At 58.8% G+C, this 250-nt stretch carries 1 pseudogene; it reads left to right on the plus strand.

Annotation, left to right across the window (positions count from 1 at the left end):
- Positions 1-250: pseudogene (locus F1003_RS16200) on the plus strand (cytochrome C); the annotation flags it as partial.

Consider the following 250-nt stretch of genomic DNA (forward strand, 5'->3'; position numbering starts at 1 on the left):
CTTACGACCGCCTCGTCCTCAGCCCAGGGATTGATTTCATCGAAGACAGCGTTCCGGGCTGGTCGCAAGCGGCGCAAAATGCCATGCCCCATGCCTATAAGGCAGGCAGCCAAACCGAATTGCTGAAGGCGCAAGTGATGAATATGCGCGAAGGCGGTGTCTTTGCCATGATCGCCCCCCCGAACCCCTATCGCTGCCCCCCAGGGCCATATGAGCGGGTGTCGATGGTCGCGCATTTGCTGAAGCAAAA

This window comes from Winogradskyella ouciana (assembly GCF_009709615.1).
Lineage (GTDB): Bacteria > Bacteroidota > Bacteroidia > Flavobacteriales > Flavobacteriaceae > Winogradskyella > Winogradskyella ouciana.